This window comes from Corynebacterium singulare, from assembly GCF_000833575.1.
In the GTDB taxonomy this organism is placed as follows: Bacteria; Actinomycetota; Actinomycetes; order Mycobacteriales; family Mycobacteriaceae; genus Corynebacterium; species Corynebacterium singulare.
In genome coordinates this window covers 1111301-1135152 of sequence record NZ_CP010827.1, presented here as the reverse complement: position 1 = coordinate 1135152, position 23852 = coordinate 1111301, and the positions used below count along the sequence as shown (strand labels likewise).

Here is a 23852-nt window from a genome sequence, read left to right as displayed (position 1 = left end):
ACCTAATTTAACTTCTTTCTCGTCATTCCGCAGGGAAAACTTGCACGCTTTCACCCCCGTCACGCCCGCACCACCGCCGCCGTGCTCAACCTTCTGCGCGTGCGATGGAAGATACGTATTCTGGGCGAGTATGAGAGCCGGAATTTTTTCTAAGGAGTACCCGCCGGAGATTTACGGCGGAGCGGGCGTCCACGTTGCGGAGCTGACCCGCTTCATGCGCGAGATCATTGATGTGTCCGTTCACTGCACGGGGTCCCCACGCGATGAAAAGGATGTTTTCGTTCATGGTGTGGATCCGCAGCTGAAGGAGACCGAGGCCAACGCTGCACTGCAGACGCTGTCCACTGGCCTGCGCATGGCCAACGCGGCCTCTGATATCGACGTGGCCCACTCCCACACGTGGTACACCGGCCTCGGCGGCCACCTGGCTGGCCGCCTCTACGGCATCCCCCATGTCGTGACTGCCCACTCGCTGGAGCCGCACCGCCCATGGAAGCGTGAGCAGCTGGGCGGCGGCTATGACATTTCCTCGTGGTCAGAGAAAAACGCCATGGAATACGCCGATGCCGTCATTGCCGTATCTGCCGGTATGAAGGACTCTATCTTGGATGCGTACCCGCGCGTTGACGCCGACAAGGTCCATGTGGTCCTCAACGGCATTGACACCGAGGTCTGGCAACCGGGAGAGGCGCCGGTGCTGGACAAGCTGGGCGTCGACAAGCAGCGCCCCATCGCCGCTTTCGTCGGCCGCATCACCCGCCAGAAAGGTGTAAAGCACCTGCTCAAGGCCGCACAGAGCTTTGATGAGGACATTCAACTTGTGCTGTGTGCCGGCGCACCTGACACCCCGGAGATAGCCGCGGAAACCGAGGCGCTCGTGGAGGAGCTGCGCGCCCAGCGCGATGGCGTGTTCTGGGTTAAGGAAATGCTCTCCCGCGAGGAGATTAAGCAGGTCTATTCCGGCGCCGATGTGTTTGTGTGCCCGTCCATTTATGAGCCGCTGGGAATCGTCAACCTAGAAGCCATGGCCTGCAGTACCGCGGTGGTGGCCTCCGATGTCGGTGGCATTCCGGAGGTTGTCGTGGATGGTGAAACCGGCGTCCTCGTGCATTATGACGAGGACGATGAGGCCTCATTTGAGGCTGACCTTGCCGCTGCGGTCAACCGCGTGGCTGCGGACTCTGAACTGGCACAACGCTTCGGTACCGCCGGACGCGAACGCGCCATTAGTGAGTTCTCCTGGGCCACCATTGCGCAACAGACCGTGGACATTTACCGCTCGTTGATGTAGGAAGGACTGCCGTGACGCAATCCCAACAGCAACACCGACCAGAACTCCACTTCGTCCCCGAAACGGGTGTCCTCGACGCCCCAGCGGGCATCGTCCGTGACGGCGATACGTGGCACCTGTTCCATCAGTACCGCCCAGAGCCTGACCAACCGGCTCGCTGGGGACACAGCTACTCCGCGGAAACGCCGTTCGCGTGGCTCGACTGCGATGACGTCCTCGCGCCCGTGGGAGGCGAACTTTCGCTGCGCGCTGGCTCCGTGGCTGAGGGCAGGGACGCTCTCAACCTGTACTTCACCTCAGTAACGTCGGTCGGCACCAACGTCCGCTTGGCGCGCTACACCGACTTCGCCGACGAATGCGTTGTGTCGGATGACCCGAACGCGCTCGATCCTGATGTGGTCCGCTTTGGCGAGGCCGTGAGTGCCCATACCGACTTTGACCGTTTCCGCTCCCCGTCGGTGGTCCCCGACTGGGCTAAGGAAGACCGTGATGAGGGCCACGACGGCTGGCTCATGCTCGCGCTCACCGGGCACTCCGATGCCCCCGTGCCCGTCATCTTGGATAGCCCGGATGGTGAGACGTGGTCCGTCCTGGGCAAGCTGAGCTTTAACGGCGATCCCGGCTTCAACGAGGATGAGGTGCCCGCAACCTCCCCGATCCCACCAGTTGTCTCACCGCGCCTCGTACGCCTGCGCGATGAGGTGGATGAGGAGATCTACGACGTCCTCTTCGTCACCTTGGAGCGAGCCGGGCGCGATGTCTCCGGCTACATTGTGGGCCGCCTCGACGGCACGGAGTTCACCGTGTCCAAGGGTTTCCAGCTCGTGGACTTTGGCCATGATTTCTCCCGCCCGCGCAATACCAACACCACCACGGGAACCATTCCTCAGGAACACCGCTATGACCGCGCCGTCATCCTGGGCCTGCTCAACGGCAATGGCCGCGGCGATGACGCCACAAAGCACCCCACGTGGGAGGCCGAAGGATGGGCCAACAGCCTGTCGCTGCCACGTGCCGTCACGCTGCAGGGCGGGGTGCTGTACCAGACCCCGGCGCAGGGGTTGCCGGATGCGGTCAAGCTGTCTGATTATGCGCAGTCGTGGACCGGTGTACTCGAGGTTCCGGAGGGCTCCAGCGTCTCGGTGAGGCTGCTCGATGGCTCTGGTGATCCCGCAGCGGTCATCCGCCACACCGGTGAGGAGATCAGCCTGGACCGTTCCATGTCCAAGGCCTTCGATCACTACTTCAAGGACTCTGCGCCTGCCGTTGCCCCGCTGGCAGAAGGCGACTCAGACACGCTCACCATCATTCAGGATGGCGCCAGCGTGGAGGTATTCGTCGACGGCGGATTGGTCGCCATGAGCTCCCGCGTGTACTTCGAGGGCGGCTGCTCCGCCATCGAGGTCTCCACCGAGGGCGAGGCTGTCATCGAACAGTGCTGGAGCCGCACAGGCTCCAAGCGCTCCTGACGCTGAAGGACGACCGCACGGCTCAGCGCTCGGACGGTTCAGGGTTCGGACGCTGGAGCCGTGCGGGGAGACGCTGAGCGGTGTTTAGGACGCCGAACGCAGACGGTCAAGGCGCGCGTGTGCAGTCACGGTGAGCGCCTGCGGAAGGGAGGCCATGCGCTCGGCGAGCTCCTCGGCGCTGATGTGACGTGCCGAGGGGCTCATCCCCACCTGGGCGGCAATGGAGGCCTTATCCAGTGTGATGGGGAAAGAGATATCGACCGGCTCTGCGGCCTGCTCCAGGAAACCCTCGGCCTGGGCGTAGAGGCGTTCTACCTTGCCCTCTTCCACTCCGAGGATGCCGAGCGGCTCGCGCAACTCATCCAGGTGGCCTGCTTGCGGGGTCAAAACGATGACCTCGCCGCCGGGCGCCAACACGCGCTGGAACTCCGCCGGGTTACGTGGTGCAAAGACCACGGAAATGGCGTGAATAGAGTTATCACGAATGGGCAGGCGCTCCCACACGTCCGCTACCACGGCGCCGACGCGCTCATGGGACTTAGCCAGATGCTTGGCTGCGTGCGTAGAGATATCGAGACCCACGCCACGTGCCCCCTCGATGGAATCAAGGGTGTGGGCTAGATAATAGCCGGTACCAGCGCCAACCTCGAGGAGTGCCGGAGCAGTGTGCTCATCCAAGCCCGCAGCATGCTCAGCTGCATCCTGCGTTTCAAGGGCGTCCTGCACCGCGCCAGTCACCGCCTCCACAAAGGGCGCGAAGTGGCCCATAGCCAGGTAGGTCTCGCGCGCAGTGACCATGGAGGCGTCATCGCCCTGATGCTTCAGGCCTGCGCCGGCTGCCAGCGTGACATAGCCCTGCTTGGCCACATCATAGGAATGGCCGGTCTCCGACACGAGGCGAGCAAAGTCATCCGCGCCCTGCAGGGCGCTGCCATCGGCAGGATCGGCCAGAATATCGACGATATGTGAAAGCATGCTCCTAGACTAGCTAGAAACCTCAACAAGGAGTGAACCGAGCTGGGCTGCTTCCTCTTTACTGAGCTCGATGACGATACGGCCACCCCCGTCAGAAGGAATGCGCATCACGATCTTGCGGGACTCCTCTACTGCTTCCATTTCTCCACCCGTAGTGCGGGGCTTCATCGCTGCCATAGTGAGTCTCCTTCGACTATTTTTTAACTTCCTTCTAGTCTAGCCCTTTTTCGCCTTCAGCCGGCGCGCTATCACCAACCGGCACCGCGGCGCCGCCCTCCGGGGCGCTCATGCGACGTTCCACGGCGGCAATAAGCGCGTCCACCTGGTCCTGGCGGTAACCACGCGGGACGACGTCAAAGCGCAGGTCGTCGAAGCGCCCATCGTCAAGGGCGCGAAGGTTCTCTAAGTCGACGTCAACGGGCTCGTCAGGAGTATCCATGACGGTGCCACGGCCGACAATGCTGCCCCATGCCCACGTACCGATAATGACGAGAGCGATAAGCACGACGATGAGAAGAATCCAGGACATCATGCGCTAAATCCTACCCACGAATGGCGGACGTTGTGGCACCGGGCCACGTACCCCGGCGCGCGACAGGATGGTTTGTGCCACCACATCTGCCATGGGCGCCAGTTCGACAAGTGGGCGGTTGCGATGCGCACGGGTGCCCAGGTCCACCTCCGAGAGGGCGTGGGGGCCATAGCGCTTAGCGACGTCCACCAGCAGCCCCGCTTCCACCCCATAACCGTCCACGAATGGCAGTTCCAGCGCGGCCGCGCGGCGGAGCGCATATTCGCCGCCCAAGGGCTGGTCAATGTGCGCAAGCTCCGGGAAAAACTCGCGCAGCAGGGGCTTAGCGGTCAGTTCCGTCACGCGGCCGCCGCCAGTGGGCGTGCCCTTGTAGCTGCGCTGATAGCGTGCTTTCACCATCTGGATGTGGGGATCAACGAAGGGCTCGGTCAGGGCGTTCACCATGCCGGGGGCGGCGGATTCGAGGTCGGCGTCGATAAACACAACGATGTCACCCTCTGCCGCAGCCACGCCGCGCCAGAGAGATTCACCCTTGCCGGGCCGCGGCGCCTCCTCCAGGATTTCCCGCCAGTTCAGGACTGTCGCCCCAGCCGCCGCAGCTTCCGCTGCGGTTTCATCACTGGAATCGGCGTCGATGACGAGGACCTCGTGCGGCACATCGGCCAGACAGGAGCGCACCACATGCGCCACGGTGCGCTCTTCATTGAGCGCCGGAATGACGACGGAGACTCTCATGCCAACCCACGCGTTGTGGCCAGAGGCTGCATCTCCCCGCGGATCGCAGCGGTCATGCGGATGACATCCAGGGTGGGCCCAACCTCGTGCACACGGAAGGCCGCCACACCGCGCGCAGCCGACCACGCCGTAGCCGCCAAGGTGCCCGCTACGCGCTCATCCACCGCACGGTCGAGTGTCTCACCCACAAAGTCTTTATTCGACAAAGCCATGAGCACCGGCCACCCCGTAGCCACCACCTCGTCGATGCGGCGCAACAGCTCCAAGCCATGAAAGGTGTTCTTGCCAAAGTCGTGCGTGGGATCGATGAAGGTCAACTCCTCCGGGCATCCGAGGTCCGCGGCTTTCTCCGCCAGCCGTGTCGTTTCGGAGATAACGTCCGCCACCACGTCATCAAAGTGCACGCGGTGCGGGCGGGTACGCGGAACCACCCCGCCGGTGTGCGAGCACACATAGCCCACCTTCTTCTGCCCCGCGACTTCGATGAGCTCCGGGTCCCAGCCCGCCCACGTGTCGTTGACTAGGCGAGCACCGGCGTCAATCGCGGCCTCGGCAACCTCGGCACGCCACGTGTCCACGGAGATCAGCGCTTCCGGGTGGCGGCGGTGAAGCTGGGCGATGGTCGGCACCACACGCTCTATTTCTTCGGCAGCGTCGACGTGCTGGCCCGGGCCGGCCTTGACGCCGCCGATGTCGATGATGGAGGCGCCGTCGGCAAGCGCCTGCTCCCCTCGCTCCACTGCCGGATCAAGCTGAAAGGTAGCGCCCTGGTCATAAAAGGAATCTGGCGTGCGATTCACAATCGCCATAACCTGGGCAAGACCACGGTTTGGGCTCACTTGCCCTCCTGCTCCCGCACGCGCTTGTCCGACATCACCTTGTGCGCCGCCACGATGTGGGCTAGGGCCTCGTCCGGATCATCGGTCACTAGGAACAGATCCAAGTCCTCGGGGCTGATGAAGCCGCCCTCCGACAGGGTGTTCTTCATCCACTCAACCAGGCCGGACCAATACTCCGTACCCATGAGCACGATGGGATAGTTGGTCACCTTGCCGGTCTGGACCATGCACATGACCTCAAAGAATTCATCCATGGTGCCCATGCCGCCCGGCAGGCAGATAAAGGCCTGGGAGTACTTGAGGAACATGGTCTTGCGCGCGAAGAAGTAGCGGAAGTTGAGGCCCAGATCCACGTACGGGTTGAGGCCCTGCTCGTGAGGCAGTTCAATGCCCAGGCCTACCGAGAGCCCGCCGGCCTCGTGAGCGCCACGGTTGGCTGCTTCCATGATGCCGGGGCCACCGCCGGTAATAACGGCGTACTTTGCCTCCGCAAGGCGCTTGCCCACAGTGACACCGAGTTCGTAATTCGGGTCATCCTCCTTCGTGCGTGCCGAGCCAAAGACGGTGACGGCCTTGGGCAGCTTGGCCAGGGCATCGAAACCGTCGACAAATTCGCCCTGGATGCGCAGGACACGCCATGGATCTGCATGCTGCCACTCGTGGTCCGCGCCGGATTCAAGCAGGCGCTGGTCGAAGGTGGAGGACTGCTCACCGGCAGTCCGCACGAGAAGAGGTCCGCGCAGGGTACGCAGTTGCTCAGGAGTCATGGTGTGTTATCCCTTCAGGTAGTTCAAAAGTGCATGAGACACGGCGCTAATCTGCTCGACGGGGACTTGTTCATCTTTCTTGTGAGCAAAGCCCGGATCGCCGGAGCCAAAGTTGACGGCCGGGGTTCCCATCTCGGAGAAGCGGGCGACGTCGGTCCATCCGTATTTGGCGCGGACGTTGCCCCCGACGGCGTCGACAAGCGCACGCGCCGCCGCCTGCCCCAGCCCCGGCATGGCGGCACTGGCGATGTCATCGACCTCGATGCTGACGTTGTCATGCTCACCAATGACTTCCTTCATATGCGCCAGGGCCTCCTCAGAGGTGCGGTCAGGAGCAAAGCGGAAGTTGACGAACATCCACGCCTCATCCGGAATGGTATTGGTGGCCACCCCCGATTCAAGGTGGACGATGTTAAGGCCCTCCTTGTACGTGCAGCCATCAATCTCCACATCGCGCGGCTGGTAGTTCGCTACGTTGAGCATGACTGGGGCCAAGGTGTGGGCGGCGTTGGCGCCGAGCCAGGCGCGGGCAGAATGCGCGCGGGTGCCGTGTGCCGTGACGCGCAGGCGGATCGTGCCCTGGCAGCCAGCCTCAATCATCGCGCCAGAAGGTTCACCGAGGAGCGCAAGGTCTCCCTCCAGCCAGTCCGGATGGTCATTCTGCAGGTGTCCCAGGCCGTTAAATTCGGTGGCGACCTCCTCCCCCTCATAGGCGATGACCGTCAAATCGTGTTTCAACTCGTCCGAGTCATAAAGCTGCGCGAAGGCATTGAGATAAATGGCCATCCCGGACTTCATGTCCACGGTGCCGCAGCCATACATGGTGCAGCCATCCTCCGACATCGCGTGGGGCACATTATCCGCCAGCGGCACCGTATCGATATGGCCCGCCAGCACCACTCGGGTGTCAAAGCCACGGTTGGTGCGGGCACACACGGTGTTGCCGTAGCGCTGAACCTCCACCACGTTCGGGTCAAGGCTGCGCAGCGCGTCCTCAACGGCAGTGGCGATCTCCTCCTCATGATGGGAGGGGCTGGGGATGTCCACCAGCGCCTTGGTGAGATCGATGGGGTCGGCGAAAAGATTTAAAGTCACAACCCGCCATGCTAGCGTCCCCCGCCAGTTAGTGCATTGCGTAAAGTACATCCCATTGCAAACAATCAACGTTGCTGAAGGTGATGTCCCATGGCTGCGGCCACACAACTCAAAACCCGACACCTCACCATGATGGGGCTCGGCTCCGCAGTCGGTGCGGGGCTTTTTCTGGGGGTCGGCCTAGGAATCCAAATGTCCGGCACGTCCGTTCTCGTGTCCTACGCGGTAGCCGGCCTCCTTATCGCACTGGTGATGTGGATGCTGGGAGAGATGGCTTCCGCCCGGCCTTCTCTAGGTGCTTTCTCCACGTACGCCGGCCAGGCCTTCGGCCCCTGGGCCCGATTTACGCTGGGCTGGCTGTACTGGTTCATGCTGGTTATGGTGATGGGCGCGGAGATTACCGGCGCCGCGGCCATTATTTCCAGCTGGTGGGGCGTGGAACCGTGGATTCCCGCGTTCGTGGCCGTGGTGTTCTTCGCGGTGGTCAACCTTGCCGCCGTGGGTGGTTTCGGCGAGTTCGAATTCTGGTTCGCCATCATCAAGGTGGGCACCATCTTCGCCTTCCTAGGCGTCGGTGTGCTCATGGCTGTCGGCGTCTTGCCCGGCATGTCCCTGGAACAGGCGGGCACGAACTTCACCGATAACTTCCTGCCGCACGGCGGGCCAGGTTTTGCCGCTGGCCTGTTGGCGGTGGCCTTTGCCTTCGGCGGCATCGAGATGGTGACGATCGCCGCAGCCGAATCCGAGAATCCCGCCCGCAACGTGGCCACCGCAGTGCGCGCCATCATCGTGCGCATCATGATTTTCTACATCGGCTCCATCATCGTCATCACCATGGCGCTGCCTTTCAGCGCCATCCAAGACGCTGATGTAGCGGCCGATTCTCCGTTTACCTTGGTACTCAAAGCCGCGCAGATTCCTTTCGCGGCGGGCTTCATGGAAACCATCATTGCGCTAGCGCTGCTCTCAGCATTTAATGCGCAGATGTACGCCACCTCCCGCCTGGTTTATGACATGGCCAAGGACCACAGCGCCCACCATGTCTTCCTCAAGCTCAACACGTCAGGCGCCCCCATCTTTGCTGTGCTCCTGTCCATCATGTGCGCCTTTACGTCAGTCATCCTCCAGTACTGGAACCCGCCGGGGCTGCTGGCTTTTCTTTTCAACGCCGTGGGCGGTTGCCTCCTCGTCATTTGGTCTTTCATCGTGGCCTCCTTCATCAAGTTGCACCCCGAACTGAAAGCCAACGGTGAGCTCACCACTCTGCGCGTGCCCGGTTATCCGTGGTTGCCGTGGCTAACCGTGCTGGCCTTGGTGGGGCTGACGGTGCTGATGCTTTTCGACGCCTCCGCCCGCCAGCAAGTCTCCGCCGTCCTCATCATGACGGCTGGGCTGATTGTGATCTTCCACCTACTGCCCGGTAGGAAAAAGCGACACGTCGTTGAGTAGCTGCTAGGGTGTGACGCTATGACTACTGCTTCCGCACGCGGCCTGGCAACCATTACCCACGACGGCACCGTCCTGGATGTCTGGTTCCCCGCAGTCCACATCGATACCCCTGTAGACGCCAGCGGCACCCAACGCTTGGAGGAGGCTCCGCAGCAATTCGCTGCCCTTGTCGGCCCTGACGAGGAGCGCGGCGTAGCCCGCATCGCCGTGGAGACCTCCATCAAGGATCTGGATGAGGCACCGGCCGATACCTACGATGCCTACCTTCGCCTCCACTTGCTCTCCCACCGTGCGGTCAAGCCTCACGGCCTGAACGTCGAGGGCATCTTTGGCAAGCTGGCCAATGTCGTGTGGACCAACTACGGTCCCTGCGCTGTTGCTGACTTCCAGATGGTTCGTGGCCGCCTCGCCTCCCGCGGCCCGGTCGTGGTCTACTCCGTGGACAAGTTCCCGCGCATGGTGGACTACGTTGTCCCGTCCGGCGTGCGCATCGGTGATGCCGACCGTGTCCGCCTCGGCGCCCACCTGGCTGAGGGCACCACCGTCATGCACGAGGGCTTCGTCAACTTCAACGCCGGCACCCTGGGCGCCTCCATGGTGGAGGGCCGCATCTCGGCGGGCGTTGTCGTGGGCGATGGCTCCGATATCGGCGGCGGCGCATCCATCATGGGCACCCTCTCCGGTGGCGGCAAGGAGGTCATTTCCATCGGTGAGCGTTGCCTGCTCGGCGCAAACTCCGGCGTGGGCATTTCGCTTGGAGACGACGCCGTCGTCGAAGCCGGCCTCTACGTCACCGCAGGTACCAAGATCGCAGTCTTTGGCAAGATTGCGCAGGCCCTCGAGCTTTCCGAGGGCGACACCGTCAAGGGCTCCGAGCTCTCCGGTGTCTCCGGCGTGCTGCTGCGCCGCAACTCCACTACTGGTGCCGTTGAAGCCGTGGACTGGAAGTCCGATGCCGTGGCCCTCAACGAGGACCTGCACAACAACTAAGCGAGTTCGCTTCAGGCCTCCCGGGAATAAACCCGCGGAGGCTTTTTGTGTGCCGCGCGCTGCGGCTGCCTAGAATGCTAAAGGTGACTGCTCAAAACGATTCCTCTCCTCGCTCGCTCGGCAGCGGCCTCAAGGTCCGCCACCTCACCATGATGGGGCTCGGCTCCACCATTGGCGCGGGCCTCTTCCTAGGCACCGGTGTGGGCATCTCCGCAGCCGGTCCAGCTGTTCTTTTGGCTTATCTCATCGCCGGTTTCCTCGCCATCCTCGTCATGCAGATGCTGGGTGAAATGGGCACCGTCATCCCGGCCTCCGGCTCTTTCTCCGAGTACGCCGAACACGGCATCGGCCGCTGGGCCGGCTTTACCCAGGGCTGGATCTATTGGCTGGCCACCGTGGCTGTCCTCGGCGCCGAAATCACCGGCGCGGCCGGCTTCATCGGCGCGTGGTTCGACTGCCCGCCGTGGATCCCCGCCGCCATCTGTGTTGCGCTCTTCGGCGTCATCAACCTGCTGCGCGTGCGCATGTTTGGCGAGTTCGAGTACTGGTTCGCCTTCATCAAGGTCGCCGTCATCGTCCTCTTCCTCATCATCGGTGCTCTGCTGATCTTCGGCCTCTTGCCCGGCCACTCCTTCATCGGCACCTCGGTCTTCCTCGAGGACGGCTTCATGCCGAACGGTCTCGGCGGCGTCGCGGCCGGCCTGCTGGCCGTGGCTTTCGCCTTCGGCGGCATCGAGGTTGTCGCCATCGCCGCCGCCGAATCCGAGGACCCGGAGAAGTCCCTCGTCAACGCCGTGCGCACCACCATCACGCGTATCTCCGTGTTCTACTTGGGCTCCGTCCTCGTCATTACCTTCCTCCTGCCATACTCCTCTCTCGGCTCCGCGCAATCTGCTGCCGAGTCGCCGTTCACCATGGTGCTCGACCGCGCCGGCATCCCTGGCGCCGCCGTCATCATGGAGGTCGTCATCGTCCTGGCGTTGTTGTCTGCCTTCAATGCGCAGATTTACGCCTCCTCCCGCATGATGCACTCGCTGGCCTCTCGTGGTGAGGCGCCGAAGGTCTTCGCGTCCACCGACCGCCGCGGCGTCCCCACCGCTGCCATCGCGCTCTCTGTGGCGCTGTCCGTGGTCATGGTTATCCTCAACTACGCCGATACCGGCTGGCTGCTGTCCTTTATGCTCAACGCCGCTGGCGCATCACTGCTCATCGTGTGGGTCTTCATCGCTGTGAGCCAGCTGCGTCTGCGCCCACACCTCGAGGCCATTCACCCACTGCCCGTGCGCATGTGGGCCTACCCCTACCTCACGTGGTGTGCCCTGGCACTGTTCGCGGCTATTGCGGTGCTCATGCTTACCGACGCCTCCGCCCGCATCCAACTCATCTCAGCCGCCATCATGTTTGCTGTGCTTGCCGTAGCCGGCGTCATCAATGCCAAGGCGCGCGGCATCTCTCCCACGGCCCGCCTGCCGCTACCCACTGCCGCCGACCTCGAGACCCGCTAGCTTCCCGCTCCCGCTCGCACGCCCCGCCCCTCCTCACGCGCCGCCCCTCTTCTCACCCCGACCCTCCTCACGCCCTGCCCTTCGCGCTCACCGTGAACAGCTCACGCCACTGAAACCGCTCTCCCGTGAGCGCAAAAGGCTAGGCGGTAAGCGTGGCAGCTGTCTCCTGCCCTTCGCGCTCACTGGCGGAGGGCGGAGCGTCGTCAAGCAGCTGCCCGTGAGCGCGACGGGCGCGGTGCTTCAGTCCTTTTGGCCCCGCGCCCCTCCTCCTGCCCTACACCCCTCTTATTTCCTTCGCGCCACCTCCTTCCTTCGCATCTCTTCCTGCTCTTCGCGCCACCTCCTTCCTTCGCGCTCACCGTGGACAGCTCACGCCACTGAAGCCTTTCCCCAGTGAGCGCGAGAGGCTAGAGCTCATGCTCGGTAACCACAGCTTCCGGTCTGGCTCTCCCGCGTGAGCGCAAGAGGCTAGAAGGCTGCGTTGCAGCTGTCTCCTGCCCTTCGCGCTCACTGGCGGAGGGCGGAGCGTCGTCAAGCAGCTGCCCGTGAGCGCGAGGGGCGCGGTGCTGAAATCCTGCATGGCCCTGCGCCCCTCCTCCCTACGCGCTCACCCGCAATCTTCACTACCACAACGGCCCTTCCGCAGTGAGCGCTAAAGGTGGTTATCCACAGAAGACACTGATTCGGAGCCCTGGGGGCCGGTCACGATGGGAAGTTATCCACAGGCTGAGATGATGGTTGCGGCGGCGTCGTCACGCAGTGCTTATTTTCGGCGTTATGAGGGCATGGACGACCGCTGAACTCCGGGAACAAGGGATGAGCAAGGAAGCTATAAGACGCAAGCTTCGCGAGCGTCGTCTCTTCCGCGTGCATCGGGGAATTTATACCGATGAATGGACACCTCTCGCTGTAGCGCGGGCCCTGGCGCATGGGCTCAGCCGCATTCATTTCACAGGAAAGACTGCACGGGAGATTCACCTCGGGCGCGCATTGACGTTCCCATTGGAAGCGGAGGGGCCGCGAACGCTTAGGGGGAAAAAGTTTCGTGTCACGCATTCACGACTTTCAGCGACGACCAAGGTGAACGGCCTGCCCGTGGTGCAGGCCTTGTGGTCGGCTCGGCGGATAGCTAGTGCCTGCGGTGACTTGTTGGAGCATCATTATCGCGGTAAAGAAGGGCCTAGTCGCCTGGAGAAGGACCGCCAGAGGATGGGGCGCGTGCCGCGAAAGCTGAAAGAGGCGATTCGGAACACCCCCATCGGTACGGATAGCCAGTCCGAAAGGAAGCTCAGCAGGAGTTTGCGATCGCAGGGCATATTCCCGGATCACAACGTGCTCATCGCTGGGTATCGGTTCGACTTTTTGATAGGCAAGCTGATTATCGAAGTCGACGGCTGGGAGTACCACAAACGCAGCGAAATATTTCAGGCGGATAGATCGAAACAGAATGCGGCTGTCGCTCACGGTTACACAGTTTTGCGCTTTACTGCTGACGATATCCACTACCACCTCGACGATGCCCTCCGCCTTATTAAGGCGACGCTTGATCTGATTAAGGGGCGGGAGCCTACGCTGCCAGCGTGTGTGACGCAGCCGTATTGGACGTGGCACTTATGCCTGCAGAACTTGCTGTTTTGACAATTATTCTTTACACTTAGACATGTAAGGACGACAGACCGTAAAGGAGTATGAATGCCTGAGCAACCCAACATGGTCCGCAAATGGCGCCGCTGGCTTGAGCTATCCCAAACTGAGCTCGCTGAACGCGCAGGCGTCTCCCGTCAGACAATCGCCAATATCGAACGCGGCAATTACTCCCCGTCCGTACACCTCGCACTAGACATATGCCGCGAACTCGGAAAAACCGTCGAAGAAGTATTTGGAGATGAACAACATGATTAACGCCATTGCTAACTACGCCCTCAATGAAATCGAGCGCGCATCGCAGGATGAATTCGAACGTGAGACTTTTTACAAAGCGTATGCCATCAGCGCTACCCCGACCCGATTCCTCGAGATCGTCGCCGCAGCCATCCTCGCTTGGGTTCTTCCTGGGAATATGAGCATGCTGTGCTTTCTCGCCATTGCGCCGCCTATGATCGGCAATCTCTTCGGCACGGCGTGGCTGCGCAAGCGAGTCGCCACCCCACCTGTTGGCCGTATTTGGCCTGCAATGACCGTCTACCTCATCCCGCTCATTGTGATGTTCGCCGGAATTGCCCATAACGCTTACGCATCGGACTCCACCTCTTACTTGGTTGGCGCTGGGGCCGGCGTGACCGCCGCCATCATCTTCACACCGTTTCTCCGACGCCGCCAGCACCAACGCGACCAGGCCCGCCTCGACGCCGAACTCGACGACTAGACCACACTACCCGGCCTATCCCCATCCATCCCGCCCTTCGCGCTCACCGCGGATGGCGGGTTCGGCTTCTTACAGGCGCCGGTGAGCGCGAAGGGAGAATAAGGCGCCTACCGCGCTAACCCCCCAGCCATGCCCCCTCATCTACCGAGCCACTAGACCTACTGCACCGCTGGCACCGGTTCCGCCGGTACTGCCCTTTACGCTCACCGTGTGCGGGAACTAGCGATTCTTTTCGATGCCGGTGAGCGCGAAGGGCGGGTTTCCGGTTTCCATCCCTAAGCGCTCACCGGCACGATGGAGCGCTTCCACGCTAGGTTCTCGGTGAGCGCGAAGGGAACATTGCTTGCCGATGCCCCCTTCCCGCTCACCGCAGCATCGAAAAGACCCCGACGGCCGACGCCGGTGAGCGCGAAGGGTCGGCGGGAAGGGCCGCAATTAAGCTGGCTCGGAATGATGGACCACGACCGGCTTCTTAGGCGTCGAGCGGAAGGTCCACAATTTGTTGAACACGAAATTGATGGGCATGGCCACAACGATGGAAATGGCGTTAGCCCAGTAATACATCGTGCGGAAACCAGTGGTGTCGTCAAAGATGTGCGGTGGCAGCTGCAGCGGCGACGTCGGATTCATCAGCAAGTACTGGACCGCAAGTGTGACCAGGTAGGCGCCGATACCGGTGATGAGGAACGGGAAGAAGCCTCGCAACCAGGACACCTTGTTGACGGACTTGAACGTCCACATGCGGTTGAGCTGGTAGTTCCATGTGTTTGCCACGAGAAACGCGATCGTGGAAAAGAGCATGAACCAGCGGACATGGAACTGGGTGCCAAAGAGGTTAAACATTGCGTCATGCGGAGTAGCCCCGAACCACGCGAGGCCACACTTTGCTGCCACGATGGAGACTAGGATGTTGACCACCGCGCCTGAGCCGCCGACCAGGCCAAACTTAATGAACTGACCTAGATTCGAGGCAAAGCGAGCAACGCTCAGATCCGCCATGAACACGCCCCTCGTACAAAATTCTCAAGATTAATGAATAAAACTTCGTACGAGTTTAGTCCTTGGCCAAGCACGAACTAAAAACGCGCGCCGCAGAAGCACGCAAATTCACAGAGTGAACACACGTTCGTGGCTGGTGAGGGGGTCGTCAAACTGCATCGCTACGTGCGCGAGCTGCAGCGGAGCAGAGAAATCGTAGAGGTCTAGACCGCGGTCCACGGGATACGTGTCATCGCCCACAATCGGATGGCCGAGGTAGTTGAGGGCGACGCGAATTTGGTGAGTATGGCCGGTCAGTGGCCACACATTAACAATGGAGCCGTGCGCACTCAGGCGAGTGATCGTGGGTGTCCCAGCGGGGTCAACAATCACCTGACGCTGGCCGCGCACGCGGCGCATCCCCAGCCGCAGCGTGTCTTCAAACGTTAAGGGCGTGGTCACTGTTGCGCGATAGTGCTTGCTCACCGCTTGGTCTTGGAAAAGCCGCTGGTAGGCAGGTCGTGTGCGCGGATTGCGCGAGCATAACACCAGACCAGACGTGAGTCGGTCCAGGCGGTGCAAAGGAACAATGCCCTCCTCACCAAAGTCCACGCGCAGGCGAGTCTGCAGCGTCTCACGCACGATGCGCCCATTCGATGTCGTGGGCAAGAAATGCGGCTTGTCGGCGACTATGAGATCCCCGTCCTGATACACCACCCGATAATCAAACGGAATCGGCTCTTCATGAGGTACCGAGGGGTGATACCACGCCAACGTCGGACCAGGCAGCCGAGTGCCAGGTTCCAAACGAGTGCCGGGTGAAAACGCGGAATCGCCCGCCTGACCTGCCCAATAGGCAGGAGAAGCGGGCACGATGCCGGTGAGCATCACCTTGCGCGGGCTAATCCCCTCCCGCGCCGGTGGGCGGAAAGCCACTTAGGCAACCAACCGCGACACCGCCGCCGCGATGCGCTCATCGGTGCCGTTGAGACCAATGCGGACGAACTGCTCGCCGGCCGGACCATAGAAGTCACCTGGGGCAACGAGGATGCCGCGCTCTGCCAGCCAATCGACGGTCGCGCGACAGTTCTCGCCGCGCGTGGCCCACAGGTACATGCCGGCTTCCGAGTGCTCGATAGTGAAACCAGCTGACGTCAATGCGCGCATGAGCTCTGCACGGCGGGTGGCGTAGCGCTGACGCTGGAGGGCTTCGGAGGGGTCGTCGTCAAGCGCGGCGACCATCGCTGCCTGAATCGGACCCGGCACGATGAGGCCGGCGTGTTTGCGCAGCTCCAGTAGTTCGGCGATGAGCTTGCTATCGCCGGCAAAGAACCCAGCGCGGTAGGACGCCATGTTCGCGGTCTTGGACAGCGAATGCATGGCAATGAGCCCGGTGTTGTCACCGTCGGTGACGCGCGGATCCAAGATGGAAACCGGCGGGTTCTTATCGTCCCACCCCAGACTCATGTAGCATTCATCGGACGCCACAATGGCGCCCTTCTCACGGGCCCAGGCTACGATCTCGCGCAGCTTCTCGACGCCCAACACCTTGCCCGTCGGATTCGACGGCGAGTTGATGAACACCAGGGACGCATCCCCGAAGTCCTCGTCCGCGCGCAGTGGCTTGGCGCCTGCCAGCAGGGCACCAACCTCGTAGGTCGGGTACGCCACGGAAGGAAAGGCAACTGTTTCACCACGCATGCCCAGCAGGGTGGGCAGCCAGGCGATAGCTTCCTTAGTACCGATCACCGGTAGGACAGCATCCACCTGCATGTGGTAGCGGCGCTCCAAGGCCTTCGCGATGGCCTCGCGCAACTCCGGGGTGCCCTGAGTCTGCGGATAGCCCGGGGCTTCTGCGGCGGAAGAAAGCGCCAGCTGCACGCCGGGGGCCACCGGATCGGCCGGGTTGCCCACAGAAAGGTCCACAATCCCATCGGGGTGAGCTTGGGCCTTCTTCTTAGCACCAGCGAGGGAGTTCCACGGGAAATCCGGAAGCGTATCTCCTAGCGGCGTGCGGCTCATGTTTTACTCCTGGTTCTGGGGCGGGAGGGCCGCGATCATCGGGACATCGAAGTCCTGCGGGCCGAGGGCGGCTGCGCCTCCCGGGGAGCCGAGGTCATCGAAGAACGCGGCGTTGGCGTCGTTGTAGTCCAGCCACTCATCCGGGACGTCATCCTCGTAGAAGATGGCCTCAACCGGGCAGGCAGGCTCGCAGGCGCCACAGTCCACGCACTCGTCCGGGTGGATGTAGAGCATGCGCTTGCCCTCGTAAATGCAGTCAACAGGGCATTCCTCAACGCAGCTGCGGTCCATTATGTCAACGCAAGGCTGTGCGATGGTGTAAGTCATAAGACGTTCAAACTCCTGTGTGTCACGGGTTTTCTACGACTAACAGTATGCTACTCCTGCGTGAAAAATGGCCAAACGCTGCCTGCGATTCCCGCGACGAACAGGAGCAGGCTGAGAATATTATTGGCCAGCAGTGAACCATCACCAATAGCGCCTCCCAGCATGAACGCTAGAAATCCCGTGACCCACGCTAGCCCGGGAAGGCCCGCGATGTAGGGATTCTCACTCCACAACCGCGCTGTGCGAGTAAGCACCCCGTTGAACCAGAAGGCAATGAGAATGGTGATGGGAAAAGAGACGCTGGCCCCGTCGAACCACGGCAGGCGCGCGGTCAGGTAGACCACCTCGAGGGTCAACGAACACAGGGCGCCTAGCGCTAACCAGACCAAGCCACCAATTTGCTCGCCGCGGGAAAAGTCGGTGCGGATAACTCGCTCGCTCACTATTCCCCCACCAGGGTCTCGCTCGGCTCTCCCCTGCCGAGCTGATAGAACTCGTGGCGCAGCAGGGGCATGGTGAGCAGATTGGACAGCGCATAGGCAGCGGGCACCTCGGCGGGGTTGCTCAGGCCTGCCTGTGCGGCATGCGGGTTAACGGTGGTGAGGGAACCATCGGCCAGCCAAATCTGGGTGGCGTGGGCGAGCATGGCGGAGCGCTTGGCGGCGAGGGGGACGTCACCAAGCGCATAGGCCACGTCGTAGCCTTCAGTGGTGAAGTTGTCCAGGTAGTCCTTGTCCGGCAGGCTCCAGCCCTGCGGCGGGGTCACGGATTCCAGGGCGCGGTAGTGCGCGGCGCGCTCAAAGATCGCCCACCAAATGCGCTGCTCAGGAGCGGCAGCCGCATGAACAGCCTGGTGCACAGCGATGTGGTCTGGGTGGCCATAGCCGCCGTCGGGGCCGTAGGTCAACACCGCATGGGGCTCAAGCGCTACGAAATGCTCCTTGAGCAAGGATGCCGCTTCATCGACTCGGTTGACCAGCGCACTCGGGTTGTCGTGCGCTGGCGAGCCGGCCATACCGGAATCGCGGAAGTGTCCGAAACCACCCAGCTGAATGCCGCTGACCCCCAGGGCGTCGAGGGCACGCTTCAGCTCCCAGGCACGAAAGCCACCAAGGCGGTCACTTTCCGCCAGTCCTTGGTAAGGCGAACCGATGACTTCGCCTTCCTCCCCCAGCGTTGCGGTGATCACGGTGACCTCAGCGCCGCGGGCGGCCACATCCGCGAGCGTTCCGCCGGTGAAGAGCACCTCATCATCGGGGTGTGCATGCACGGCCACGACGCGGTAGCCGGTGAGATCTTTAGTCATCATCTTTCCTCCACTGTGGGGCACTGACCAGGCCCGAATCCCAGTCCGTAATACTTTGTCCGGGGCCCACGATACCCTTGCCTAAAGCATGGATGCGCACCTCGTTGAGCAGCGACACAAACAGCACTTGCTCGGAGTTGAGCTGGTGAACCTTGTCTCGAGCAGCCGCAGAATCCAAGGTTCCATCGAGGATATCGGCTGCTGTCTCCTCGGCATGCTCAGGGCAGAAACCATTGAGCTTAGCGGCTGGGCTGCCGGGAGTGGCACAAGTGAAGTAATTGGCCATGCTCAGTGAGTCCATGCCATTGTCATCCCAGGCCACGACGGCATCCACCTTGCCCGCTGGCAGTAGATCCGCGGTGATGGTGGTCAGGCGCTCGGTCACCACCGTGGCGTCGATAGCTTTGGACTGCAGGACATCAACAATCGTATGGGCGGCGGCAAGGGCCGTGGGGCTTTGTGGATCGACTGCAATCCGCAGCGGTTTATGCCCCGCACGCTCGCGCAACGGGGCCAGTTCCACAGGATCACCGAACGGATTGTGGGCAGGGTCCAGCTCGGAGGCCCTGCCGGTGGCGAGACGGGCAATCTGATCGGAATCCAACAGAGAGGCCAAAGCGCGGCGTTGCGGCTCTTCTGGAAGGGCCTCCTCCAGCGTGGATATCTCTAGGCGCAGCTGGCGCGAGCGTTTCACTACCCCGGTGTTGACGTCGCTGAGTAGGCTCAGCCGCTCGAGGGTGGTCTGCTGCGGGCTAAAGTCCGCAAACCCGATCTGTCGCGAGCGCAGCATGTTGACGGCCTGGGTGGTGTCACGGAGGGCGCGGAGCTGAATGACATCAATCATTGCGGGGTTTTCGCCCCAGAAGCGGTCGTTGCGGTTGAGCGTAATCACGCCGCGGCTGCGGTCCATACCCGCCACCAAGTAGCGTCCAGCCGAGGCCGGAATCCCCTCCGCGAGGGCGGATGAGAAATCCTGGTCCACGAGCAGGTGCGACGGCAGCAGGTGGGCAAAGAGCTTGCGCCAGTCCTCGACGCGGTGCTTAAAATCTACCGTGACAACGCGCCCGCTTCCCGACGTCCGCACCGCCGAAATCGCTTGATACCCCGAGGCCGCATTCGCCCCTGGTGTGCGGATGATCTGTGACCAGAGATAATTGAAGTCCGAACCGCTGATCGGTGTGCCATCAGACCATTGGGCCGGACTAGCAATGGTGTAGCGCACGCGCATGGCAATGCTGCCGGGGGCCTCGATTTCCTCCGCCGACTCGAGCACATCCGTATCCAACTCTTCACCGTGGAACGCGGAGGGCAGGACGAGCTCTGCAATCTGGCTAACCAGCTCGGAATTGTTAGCGCTTAAGTGTGGGTTAAGGCCTCCCCGCAGCGGATCGACGCCAATGGCCACCGTGCTGCGCTCCGGCAGTAGGTCCTCTTCCGGAACCACCTCCGGGGTGGGGCTTTCCGTGGTCGACTTGGTGGGTGACGCGCTCTGCTCTTCAGCCTCGACCACTGGCGGCGGGCCAGGGTTGGCCTGGCAGGCGCTCAACACACTCACTGCAGCGAGCGCTGCCAGCAGCTTGGAGAAACGGTCCACGCCATCACACCTTTGGAGCTCGGGGTACTTGTCGGCCTCATTTTAATACCCGCACCGGACAGAGCCCATTTCCAACCGCACCGCCTGTCCCATACATAACGAAAACGTTCCGCCCCCTCCAGCAGGATTGGGGCGGAACGTTGAAGATTACGTCAGGAAGCGCTGCTTACTTGTTGAGCTGCTTAGCGCGGGCAGCCGCACGCTTTCGGTCGGTGGCGGACAGCTCCACCTTGCGCACGCGCAGCACCTTGGGGCCCACCTCAACGCATTCGTCGTTGCCACAGAACTCCAGTGCCTCATCGAGGGATAGAGTCTTGGCCTTGGCCAAGGTGACGGTGGCATCCGCGGTGGCGGAGCGCATATTGGTGAGCTTCTTTTCCTTCGTGATGTTGATGTCCATATCCTCATCACGGTTGTTGGCACCCACAACCATGCCTTCGTAGGCCTCCATGCCCGGCTCCACGAAGAAGTCGCCACGGTCAGCAAGCTGCATAAGGGCGTAGGCCGTGATCTGGCCGGAGCGGTCAGCCACCAGGGAACCGGTGGCGCGAGCCTTGATCTCACCAGCCCAGACGTCCAGCCCGTCGGAGATGGAGTTCGCGATACCGGAGCCACGGGTCTCCGTCAGGAACTGGGTACGGAAGCCGATGAGACCGCGGGCCGGGATGCGGAAGACCATGCGAACCCAGTCGCCCTCGCGGACGTCCATGGACTGCATCTGGCCCTTACGGCTAGCCAGCAGCTGAGTAATAGCGCCCTGGTACTCCGACGGGGAATCGATGGTGAGCATCTCATAGGGCTCCATAGTCTTGCCGTCGATGACCTGGGTCACCACCTGTGGCTTACCCACGGTCAGCTCGAAGCCCTCGCGGCGCATGTTCTCAATGAGAACGGAGAGCGCCATCTCGCCACGGCCCTGAACTTCCCACGCATCCGGGCGCTCGGTTGGCAGAACCTTGATGGACACGTTACCGATGAGCTCTTGGTCCAGACGGGCCTTAACCATACGTGCGGTGAGCTTGTCACCGCCGCCCTGGCCTGCCATCGGCGAGGTGTTCACGCCAATGGTCATCGAGATAGCCGGCTCGTCCACCTTGATGCGCGGCAGCGGCTTCGGATCCTCAACATCAGCGATGGTGTCACCGATCATGATGTCGGAGATACCGGAGATGGCAACGATGTCACCGGCGATAGCCTCGGTATCCGGCTGACGCTGGAAGCCGACGGTACGCAGCAGCTCAGCCACCTTGACGGTCTTGGTGTGCATCTCGCCTTCATCGTCGTAGTGCATCCAGGCCACCTGCTGGCCCTTCTTGATGGTGCCGGAGTAGATGCGCAGCAGGGCAATACGTCCCAGGAAGTCATCGGAGTCGAGGTTGGTGACGTGCGCCTGGAGCGGGCCATCGACGGAGGCGGAAGGCTCGGGGAGGACGTCATAGATGACGTCGAAAAGCGCCTGCAGGTCCGCAGCGTCGGGGACGTTACCGTCACCCGGGTTCTCGGTGGAGGCCTTGCCCTCGCGGCCGGAAGCGTAGAGAACCGGCAGGTCCAGCAGCTCTTCGGCGGCAGCGGCGGCCTCCTCATCCTCAAGGCCGGCCGCGATTTCCAGCAGCAGGTCCTGCGCCTCGGTGACAACCTCGTCGATGCGGGCATCCGGACGGTCGGTCTTGTTGACACAGATGATGACCGGCAGCTTGGCTTCCAGAGCCTTGGTGAGGACGAAACGGGTCTGCGGGAGGGGGCCTTCGGAGGCGTCGACAAGCAGCACGACGCCATCCACCATGGAGATACCGCGCTCGACCTCGCCACCGAAGTCGGCGTGGCCCGGGGTATCAATAACGTTGATGATGAGGTCCTGGCCATCCTTGCCCAGACCCTTGCGGTGAATGGCGGTGTTCTTGGCCAGAATGGTGATGCCGCGCTCACGCTCCTGGTCATTGGAGTCCATGACGCGGTCCGAGTGTTCGCCATGGTCGCCGAAAGCGCCGGACTGCTCCAGCATGCCGTTGACGAGGGTGGTTTTACCGTGGTCAACGTGTGCGACGATGGCTACGTTACGGAACTCAGTAGTACTCACGTGTGGGGTGCTCCTTAAAGCATGATGCGTTAGCGGTGTGAACGGCCCTTAAATATACTCGCTCCCCCACATCCGTGCAGCATCGCGCCCGTGTGTAACGAAATGGTATCGAGCGCCGACATACCCCACAGTAGAACTCGTTTCGAGTTGACTACGCCGAAAAAGTGAATATTGTGACAGCAGATACTGTTGTGGCGCGTGTGACTAATGTTGTACACGCGCCGACCTACACACAAGGATGTCCATGGCTCTCGATGAACAGCACTCCACCGGCAGCGCCGCACACCGCGGCCTCGCCGGTATCACTGCTGCTGTGATGCTGGGCCTGCTCAGCGTCACCCCCGCACATGCCGACGCCCCCGATCTCTCCTCTTTGGTCACTGCCCAGCAGAGCAGCAACCCGCTCGACAACCTCGGCCGTCCCACCCCGGAGACTCAGGAACGCGTTCGCGCTTTCGCGGCACAGCCATGGATCCCGCAGGAAGCCCGAAACGCTATCCTCACTGCCCTCAACTTCACCAGCGGTGAGGACGGCGATGGTGGCGTGGCCATGCCGGAGGGAGATAACCCTTCCTTCCGCCAGTTCTACTGGCCCACGGTCTCCGCGCAGTGCATTGGCGGGCAGGGTGATTCGGTCGGCTCGGCTATCGCCGTACCCGGCCCCACCGAAATCCCTGCGCCAGGAGCCGGGGAAGGCGAAACCGTCTTCCTCTTCACCGCTCTCGGCACGCCAACCGCTGCTGAGCAGCAGGGCGCGATGCACGTTCAATGGTTCAACCTGGACACCTTCCAGTTTGGAACAACCCCGCTGTTCAACAACGGCATCAACACCGATGGCCCCACCACGGTCTCCGGCCGCGCTACCACCGGCAAAGGTACGGTCGTCGCGGTTCTGTCGGGCTCGGTCAACACTGCTGATTCCTCATGTTCCTTCCCACCCACCGCGGCCTTCCTCGAGGTGAACTAATGAGTACCGAACTGCACCCAGTCAAGCAAGAAACCTTTAATACGGCGGATAACATCAACGTGGATCCAAAAGGTTTCCTGCGGGAGGTAGACACCTACCGCGTCACCGACTTCGGCCTCTACATGGCCCGCGGCGCCAACCATCCGCGCTTTGGCTACCTCGAGTCGTGGCTGCTGCCAGATCTAGGTCTTCGCGCCAACATTTTCCACTTCCGCGAGGGCGTCGACGTCGAGCAGGATTTCTACTTCGATGTCGCCGATATCACCGTTGAAGGTGACGTGTGGACCACCCGCGATCTGTATATCGACCTCGTCTCTACCTCTGGCGAACCTGTTGATGTGCTCGACATCGACGAGCTCGCCGCCGCCACCTCCACCGGTCTCATCAGCGCCGAGGAGGCCGAGCGCGCCATGGAGCGTACCCTCACCGCTGTCGAAGGCATTACGCGCTACGGCGATGACGCCATGGCGTGGCTGCGCACGCTTGGGATGGAACTTACGTGGGCTGACACTGTGGAACTCGTCCCAGCCGAGTAACCTTGGAAGGGCAATTTTCCCCTACCGTGAAGG

The 23852-nt window shown here is 62.0% G+C and carries 25 protein-coding genes; 10 read left to right on the top strand and 15 right to left on the bottom strand.

Translation table 11 applies throughout. The features are described from left to right. Positions 1-130: 130 nt before the first annotated feature. Together glgA and CSING_RS05305 are read left to right on the top strand one after the other, a co-directional pair. A complete protein-coding gene (glgA, locus tag CSING_RS05310; RefSeq protein WP_042530354.1) occupies positions 131-1291 on the top strand; it encodes a glycogen synthase in 1161 nt (386 codons plus the stop codon). 11 nt (positions 1292-1302) lie between these two features. Then, positions 1303-2760, top strand: coding sequence for a GH32 C-terminal domain-containing protein (locus tag CSING_RS05305; protein ID WP_042530352.1), 1458 nt, complete (start codon positions 1303-1305; stop codon positions 2758-2760). Between the two features lie 84 nt (positions 2761-2844). On the opposite strand, the gene CSING_RS05300 is transcribed toward CSING_RS05305, so the two are convergent. From CSING_RS05300 to dapE, 7 genes are read right to left on the bottom strand one after another with little or no spacing between them, the layout of a single operon-like run. Beyond that, on the bottom strand, positions 2845-3735 hold the full coding sequence (locus CSING_RS05300) for a methyltransferase domain-containing protein (protein ID WP_042530350.1): 891 nt from the start codon (positions 3733-3735) through the stop codon (positions 2845-2847). Positions 3736-3744: 9 nt separating this feature from the next. Next, positions 3745-3912 carry a DUF3117 domain-containing protein gene (locus CSING_RS13280; RefSeq protein WP_070537056.1) on the bottom strand — a complete coding sequence of 56 codons (168 nt, stop codon included), beginning with the start codon at positions 3910-3912 and terminating at the stop codon, positions 3745-3747. A gap of 34 nt (positions 3913-3946) precedes the next feature. Continuing rightward, positions 3947-4267 (bottom strand): DivIVA domain-containing protein, encoded by a 321-nt coding sequence (locus tag CSING_RS05295; RefSeq protein ID WP_141741457.1) that lies wholly within the window; start codon positions 4265-4267, stop codon positions 3947-3949. 3 nt (positions 4268-4270) lie between these two features. After that, positions 4271-5002: a glucosyl-3-phosphoglycerate synthase gene (locus tag CSING_RS05290; RefSeq protein ID WP_042530348.1), complete on the bottom strand. Its 732-nt coding sequence runs from the start codon at positions 5000-5002 to the stop codon at positions 4271-4273. Continuing rightward, entirely contained in the window at positions 4999-5811 is an 813-nt protein-coding gene (gene folP / locus CSING_RS05285; protein ID WP_201773988.1) for a dihydropteroate synthase, read from the bottom strand. Before folP ends, CSING_RS05290 begins: the two co-directional genes overlap by 4 nt. Positions 5812-5837: 26 nt before the next feature. Further along, positions 5838-6608 carry an LOG family protein gene (locus CSING_RS05280; RefSeq protein WP_042530344.1) on the bottom strand — a complete coding sequence of 257 codons (771 nt, stop codon included), beginning with the start codon at positions 6606-6608 and terminating at the stop codon, positions 5838-5840. Positions 6609-6614: 6 nt separating this feature from the next. Continuing rightward, positions 6615-7754: a succinyl-diaminopimelate desuccinylase gene (gene dapE, locus CSING_RS05275; protein WP_201773970.1), complete on the bottom strand. Its 1140-nt coding sequence runs from the start codon at positions 7752-7754 to the stop codon at positions 6615-6617. Positions 7755-7793: 39 nt separating this feature from the next. On the opposite strand from dapE, the gene CSING_RS05270 reads away from it, so the two are divergent. The 6 genes from CSING_RS05270 (at position 7794) to CSING_RS05245 (ending at position 14012) form a co-directional block, all read left to right on the top strand. Continuing rightward, complete coding sequence (locus CSING_RS05270; protein ID WP_042530340.1) at positions 7794-9152, top strand: amino acid permease; 1359 nt, start codon at positions 7794-7796, stop codon at positions 9150-9152. Positions 9153-9170: 18 nt separating this feature from the next. After that, positions 9171-10142 (top strand): 2,3,4,5-tetrahydropyridine-2,6-dicarboxylate N-succinyltransferase, encoded by a 972-nt coding sequence (gene dapD, locus CSING_RS05265; protein WP_042530338.1) that lies wholly within the window; start codon positions 9171-9173, stop codon positions 10140-10142. A 74-nt stretch (positions 10143-10216) separates the two neighbouring features. Continuing rightward, positions 10217-11647, top strand: a complete 1431-nt coding sequence (locus tag CSING_RS05260) for an amino acid permease (RefSeq protein WP_042530336.1) — start codon at positions 10217-10219, stop codon at positions 11645-11647. Positions 11648-12463: 816 nt separating this feature from the next. Next, complete coding sequence (locus CSING_RS05255) at positions 12464-13285, top strand: endonuclease domain-containing protein (RefSeq protein WP_236684044.1); 822 nt, start codon at positions 12464-12466, stop codon at positions 13283-13285. A gap of 54 nt (positions 13286-13339) precedes the next feature. Further along, positions 13340-13549, top strand: a complete 210-nt coding sequence (locus CSING_RS13890) for a helix-turn-helix transcriptional regulator (protein ID WP_042530334.1) — start codon at positions 13340-13342, stop codon at positions 13547-13549. Then, the gene (locus CSING_RS05245; RefSeq protein WP_236684043.1) at positions 13533-14012 is read left to right on the top strand and encodes a transcriptional regulator; all 480 of its coding nucleotides are present in this window, start codon (positions 13533-13535) and stop codon (positions 14010-14012) included. The genes CSING_RS13890 and CSING_RS05245 overlap by 17 nt, the downstream gene beginning before the upstream one ends. Positions 14013-14447: 435 nt before the next feature. Here CSING_RS05245 and CSING_RS05240 read toward each other — a convergent pair whose 3' ends face one another. The 8 genes from CSING_RS05240 to typA form a co-directional block, all read right to left on the bottom strand. Beyond that, on the bottom strand, positions 14448-15011 hold the full coding sequence (locus tag CSING_RS05240; protein ID WP_042530329.1) for a GtrA family protein: 564 nt from the start codon (positions 15009-15011) through the stop codon (positions 14448-14450). Between the two features lie 108 nt (positions 15012-15119). Next, positions 15120-15926 carry a pseudouridine synthase gene (locus tag CSING_RS05235; RefSeq protein ID WP_042530327.1) on the bottom strand — a complete coding sequence of 269 codons (807 nt, stop codon included), beginning with the start codon at positions 15924-15926 and terminating at the stop codon, positions 15120-15122. Next, positions 15927-17012, bottom strand: a complete 1086-nt coding sequence (gene dapC, locus CSING_RS05230; protein WP_042530325.1) for a succinyldiaminopimelate transaminase — start codon at positions 17010-17012, stop codon at positions 15927-15929. A gap of 3 nt (positions 17013-17015) precedes the next feature. Beyond that, positions 17016-17339 carry a ferredoxin gene (gene fdxA, locus CSING_RS05225; protein WP_005323553.1) on the bottom strand — a complete coding sequence of 108 codons (324 nt, stop codon included), beginning with the start codon at positions 17337-17339 and terminating at the stop codon, positions 17016-17018. A 50-nt stretch (positions 17340-17389) separates the two neighbouring features. Then, entirely contained in the window at positions 17390-17782 is a 393-nt protein-coding gene (locus CSING_RS05220) for a hypothetical protein (protein ID WP_042530323.1), read from the bottom strand. After that, positions 17782-18648 (bottom strand): PIG-L family deacetylase, encoded by an 867-nt coding sequence (locus CSING_RS05215; RefSeq protein ID WP_042530321.1) that lies wholly within the window; start codon positions 18646-18648, stop codon positions 17782-17784. The genes CSING_RS05220 and CSING_RS05215 overlap by 1 nt, the downstream gene beginning before the upstream one ends. Then, on the bottom strand, positions 18638-20239 hold the full coding sequence (locus CSING_RS05210) for an ABC transporter family substrate-binding protein (protein WP_042530319.1): 1602 nt from the start codon (positions 20237-20239) through the stop codon (positions 18638-18640). Before CSING_RS05210 ends, CSING_RS05215 begins: the two co-directional genes overlap by 11 nt. A 166-nt stretch (positions 20240-20405) precedes the next feature. Continuing rightward, a complete protein-coding gene (gene typA / locus CSING_RS05205; protein ID WP_042530317.1) occupies positions 20406-22316 on the bottom strand; it encodes a translational GTPase TypA in 1911 nt (636 codons plus the stop codon). Positions 22317-22560: 244 nt separating this feature from the next. Between typA and CSING_RS05200 the strand changes: the two genes are divergently transcribed. Further along, complete coding sequence (locus CSING_RS05200) at positions 22561-23283, top strand: Rv1157c family protein (protein ID WP_042530315.1); 723 nt, start codon at positions 22561-22563, stop codon at positions 23281-23283. Further along, positions 23283-23819 (top strand): DUF402 domain-containing protein, encoded by a 537-nt coding sequence (locus CSING_RS05195; RefSeq protein WP_042530313.1) that lies wholly within the window; start codon positions 23283-23285, stop codon positions 23817-23819. Before CSING_RS05200 ends, CSING_RS05195 begins: the two co-directional genes overlap by 1 nt. Positions 23820-23852: the final 33 nt, after the last annotated feature.